3 protein-coding genes are annotated in these 4,656 nt (G+C 74.3%); all 3 read left to right on the top strand.

Going from position 1 to position 4,656, the window contains the following annotated elements; all coding sequences use genetic code 11:
* Nucleotides 1–2,285: 5-oxoprolinase/urea amidolyase family protein (locus I5E_RS14685; RefSeq protein ID WP_022907652.1), on the top strand; the 2,285-nt coding region annotated here is incomplete at its 5' end.
* On the top strand, nt 2,282–4,063 hold the full coding sequence (atzF, locus tag I5E_RS14680; RefSeq protein ID WP_022907651.1) for an allophanate hydrolase: 1,782 nt from the start codon (nt 2,282–2,284) through the stop codon (nt 4,061–4,063). The genes I5E_RS14685 and atzF, both read left to right, overlap by 4 nt.
* Before the next feature lie 23 nt (nt 4,064–4,086).
* Nucleotides 4,087–4,656 (top strand): TetR/AcrR family transcriptional regulator (locus I5E_RS14675; RefSeq protein ID WP_022907650.1); only part of this gene is annotated, 570 nt, incomplete at its 3' end.

Below are 4,656 nucleotides of genomic sequence, written 5' to 3'. Positions count from 1 at the left end.
AGACCGAGGACCCGGACCCCCGGATCGACGTCGTCGCCCCCGGCACCATGACCATGATCCAGGACCTGCCCGGCCGGGTCGGGTACTGGCAGGTGGGCGTCCCGCCGAGCGGCCCGTTCGACGCGGCGTCGTTCGCCGAGGCGAACCTCGTGGTCGGCAACCCCGAGGGTGCTCCGGCGCTCGAGGTCACCGCCACGGGCCCGACGCTCCGCTTCTCGGCGAGCGCCGTCGTCGCGGTCACGGGCGCACCGCTGCCGGTCCTGCTCGACGGCGAGCCCCTGGCGCTGTGGGAGCCGATCGAGGTGCAGGCGGGTCAGACCCTCGCGCTCGGCACGGCTGCCGGACCGGGACTCCGGAGCTACCTGGCGGTCCGCGGCGGCTTCGACGTCCCGACGTACCTCGGCTCCACCGCGACCTTCACGCTCGGCGGGTTCGGCGGTCACGCCGGTCGTGCCCTGCTCGCCGGTGACGTCCTGCGTCCCGGTTCCCCGGACTCGGACGCCCCGCACCCGGCCTTCCCCGCCGGTGGCCGGCTCGGCCTGGTCGGCGGTCCGACCCCCGCCGACCGGCGGACCGCGCTCACCCACACGTGGGAGGTCGCCGTCACCGAGGGGCCGCACGCGGCGCCGGACTTCTTCACCCGCGCCGACCTCGACGTGTTCTACGCCACCGACTACGTCGTGCACCACAACTCCGCCCGCACCGGCATCCGGCTGATCGGTCCCCGGCCCGGCTGGGCTCGGACCGACGGCGGCGAGGCGGGACTGCACCCGTCGAACATCCACGACACGCCGTACGCGGTGGGTGCGATCGACTTCACCGGGGACACCCCGATCGTCCTCGGGCCGGACGGCCCCTCGCTCGGCGGCTTCGTCTGTCCGGCGGTGGTCGCCAGCGGCGACCTGTGGAAGCTCGGCCAGCTCCGACCGGGTGACACCGTGCGGTTCGTCCCCGTGCGCGAGGCCGACGCGGCCGCGCTCGAGGCGAACCGCGCCTCCCGGACCGTCCCCCGCACCGGCGGCGACGGCGACGACGGGGTGATCGCGCGTCTGGACGCGACCGACGCCCGCCCGGGCGTCGCGTACCGACGCGACGGCGACGACAACGTCCTCGTCGAGTACGGCGACATGACGCTCGACATCGCGCTGCGGATGCGCGTGCACGCGCTCATGACGAAGCTGCAGGAGGAGGCGCCCCGCGGCGTCCTCGACATCACCCCCGGCATCCGTTCGCTGCAGGTGCACACCGACGCGAGCGTGCTGAAGGCGAGCACGATGGCGGGCCTCCTCCGCGAGCTCGAGGACGAGATCCCGCCGACCGACCAGCTCGTCGTGCCGTCCCGCACCGTGAAGCTGCCGCTGTCGTGGGACGACCCCGCGACCCGGCTGGCGATCGAGCGGTACATGGCGGGGGTCCGCGACGACGCGCCGTGGACCCCGTGGAACATCGAGTTCATCCGGCGGATCAACGGGCTCGACAGCGTCGACGACGTGTTCCGCACGGTCTTCGACGCGAGCTACCTCGTGCTCGGGCTCGGCGACGTGTACCTCGGTGCGCCGGTCGCCACGCCGCTCGACCCCCGGCACCGCCTCGTCACCACGAAGTACAACCCGGCACGCACCTGGACGGCCGAGAACTCGGTCGGGATCGGCGGCGCGTACCTGTGCATCTACGGCATGGAGGGGCCGGGCGGGTACCAGTTCGTCGGCCGCACCGTGCAGATCTGGAACCGGTTCCGCCGCGGCGGCCTGTTCCAGGAGGACCCGTGGGCGCTCCGCTTCTTCGACCGCATCGAGTGGTACCCGGTCTCCGCCGAGGAGCTCCTCGACCTGCGCGCCGAGACCGACGCGGGACGCGGGGACTTCGAGACCGTCGACGGCGAGTTCTCGATCGCGTCCTACAACCGGTTCCTCAGCGACAACGCCGGGTCGATCGCCGACTTCCGGGCGCAGCAGGCCCGCGCGTTCGACGAGGAGAAGGAGCGGTGGCGGGCATCGGGCGAGTTCGACGTCCGTGACGAACCCGCCGTGGTGCTGCCGGACGAGGTCGTCCTGCCGGCCGGTGCGACCGCGGTGACGGCGCCGTTCACGTCGACCGTGTGGCAGGTGGACGTCCGGCCGGGCGACCGGGTGGACGAGGGCCAGAAGCTGCTCGCGGTGGAGGCGATGAAGATGGAGTCGATGGTGCACGCACCGGTGGAGGGGCACGTGTTGGAGGTCTACATCAAGCCGGGCGACCAGGTCGCACCCGGGCAGGTCCTCGCCGCGATCGGAGCCGCAGCGTGAGCGGCGGCGTGAGCAGCGTCCGGGACGGTGCGGGCCGCGGTGGCGACCACGCGGTCGCCCGCGTGCACGCCGCCTTCGACCGGATCGACGCGGTCGACCGTCCCGAGGTGTGGATCACCCTGCGCGACCGGGCCGACGTGGTCGCCGAGGCATCGGCCGTCGATCCGACCCTGCCGCTCGCCGGCATGCTCTTCGCCGTCAAGGACAACATCGACGTCGCCGGGCTCCCCACCACCGCCGCGGCGCGCTCCTTCGCGTCCGCACCCGCCGCGGACGCCACCGCCGTCGCACGACTCCGGGCTGCCGGGGCGGTCGTCGTCGGCAAGACGAACCTCGACCAGTTCGCGACCGGCCTCGTCGGCACCCGGTCGCCGTTCGGCGCCGTCCGGAACGCCTGGGACCCCACCCGGATCTCCGGCGGGTCCTCGAGCGGGTCCGCCACCGCCGTCGCACTCGGGACGGTCGACTTCGCGCTCGGCACCGACACCGCCGGCTCCGGACGCGTCCCGGCAGCGCTGAACCACCTCGTCGGGGTGAAGCCCACGAAGGGGCTCGTCCCGAACACCGGCGTCGTCCCCGCCTGTCGGTCGCAGGACTGCGTGACCGTGTTCGCCCGCTCGCTCGACCTCGCCCGGACCGTGGCCGAGCTGATGGCGGGGCCGGACGGCTCCGACCCGCTCGCCCGGCCGGACGCCGCACTGGCCGACGGCTCCCTCGTGGCGCTGCCCCCGGTGCCGCGCATCGCGGTGCCGCTGCCGACGCAGCTCGAGGGCCTCGCGCCCGGATGGGCGGCGGCGTTCGACCGTGTCGTCGACCGGTTCCGCGCCCTCGGGCACGAGGTCGTCGAGGTCGACATCGCCCCGCTCCTCGACGCCGCGACGCTCCTGTACGACGGCGCGTTCGTCGCCGAGCGGTACGCGGCGGTCGGGGCCCACATCGAGGCGAACCGTAACCGGATCGGCGAGGACCTCGACCCCACGGTGGCCGCGATCGTCCTCGGCGGCGCGACGCCGACGGCCGCGGCGCTCTTCGCCGACCAGGAGCGCCTCGACGCCCTCGGTGCCAGGGGCCGCACGCTGCTCGACGGCACGACGGCGCTCCTCACCCCCACCACCACCTGGCACCCGACCCTCGACGAGGTCGCCGCGGACCCGGTCGGTGCGAACAGCCGGATGGGTCGGTACACGAACTTCGCGAACCTCCTGGACATGGCGTCCCTCGCGGTGCCGGCCGGCTTCGTGGACGGGCTGCCGTTCGGCGTCATGCTGACCGGACCGGCGTTCACCGACCGCCGCCTGGCGGCGCTCGCCGCGGCCTTCGCCGCCCCGACCGTCGACCTCCTCGTCGTCGGCGCGCACCTGCGGGACCAGCCGTTGAACGGGCAGCTGGTCGCCGCCGGCGGCACGTTCGTCCGCGCGGCGCGCACCGCCCCCGACTACCGGCTGTACGCCCTCGACACGGTGCCACCCAAGCCGGGGCTGGTGCGGTCGGGCGCCGGTGCTGTGGGCGAGGTGCGGTCGGAGGACGGCAGCGCGGCGCCGTCCGGGATCGCCGGTGAGGTCTGGCGGGTGCCGGCCGCCGGCTTCGGGACGTTCGTCGCGGCGCTCCCCGCACCGATGGCGATCGGCTCCGTGACGCTCGACGACGGGTCGGACGTCACCGGCTTCACGGTCGAGGCGCACGCCGTCGCGGGTGCCGAGGACATCACGCACCACGGCGGCTGGCGTGCGTACCGCGAGCTGGTGGCCCGGGAGCACACGGCCCGGGAGCACGCGTGACGGCCGGCTGCGAGGATGGGGCCATGTCCTCCGACGACCGGCCCACCCGACTCGGCAGGCCACGAGCGGTCCCGGACACCGCGTCCGGGCTGAGCCCCCGCGACCAGATCCTGGACGCCGCCGCGGCGCTGTTCGTCGAGAACGGCTTCAGCGCCACCTCGACCCGGGCGATCGCGGAGCGGGTCGGCATCCGACAGGCCTCGCTGTACTACCACTTCGCCGGCAAGGACGAGGTGCTCGTCGAGCTGCTCACGACCTCGGTCCGCCCGAGCCTCGACGTGGTCCGCGGCCTCGAGGAGCGGGTCCCCGGGACCGTCTCCGCCGCCGGCGCCCTCGCCGCCCTGGTCCTCATCGACATCGACACGCTCGCACGGACGCCCCACAACATCGGCACGCTCTACATGCTCCCCGAGGTGCAGGGGGACCGGTACGCCGGCTTCCGCGCCGACCGGCAGGAGCTGCAGGACACCTACGGGCGGCTCGGTGCCCGGGCGGCGAGCGAGGACGTCCGGGGATCGGTCACGGCCGAGCGTCTGGGCGGCGTCCTCATCCAGCTCGCCGAGACGGTCATCCAGCTCCGCCGCACCCGCGAC

The organism is Curtobacterium sp. B18 (assembly GCF_000333375.1).
GTDB lineage: Bacteria > Actinomycetota > Actinomycetes > Actinomycetales > Microbacteriaceae > Curtobacterium.
The sequence above is the reverse complement of the archived record's forward strand: the minus strand, read 5'-3'. Positions and strand labels throughout refer to the sequence as shown.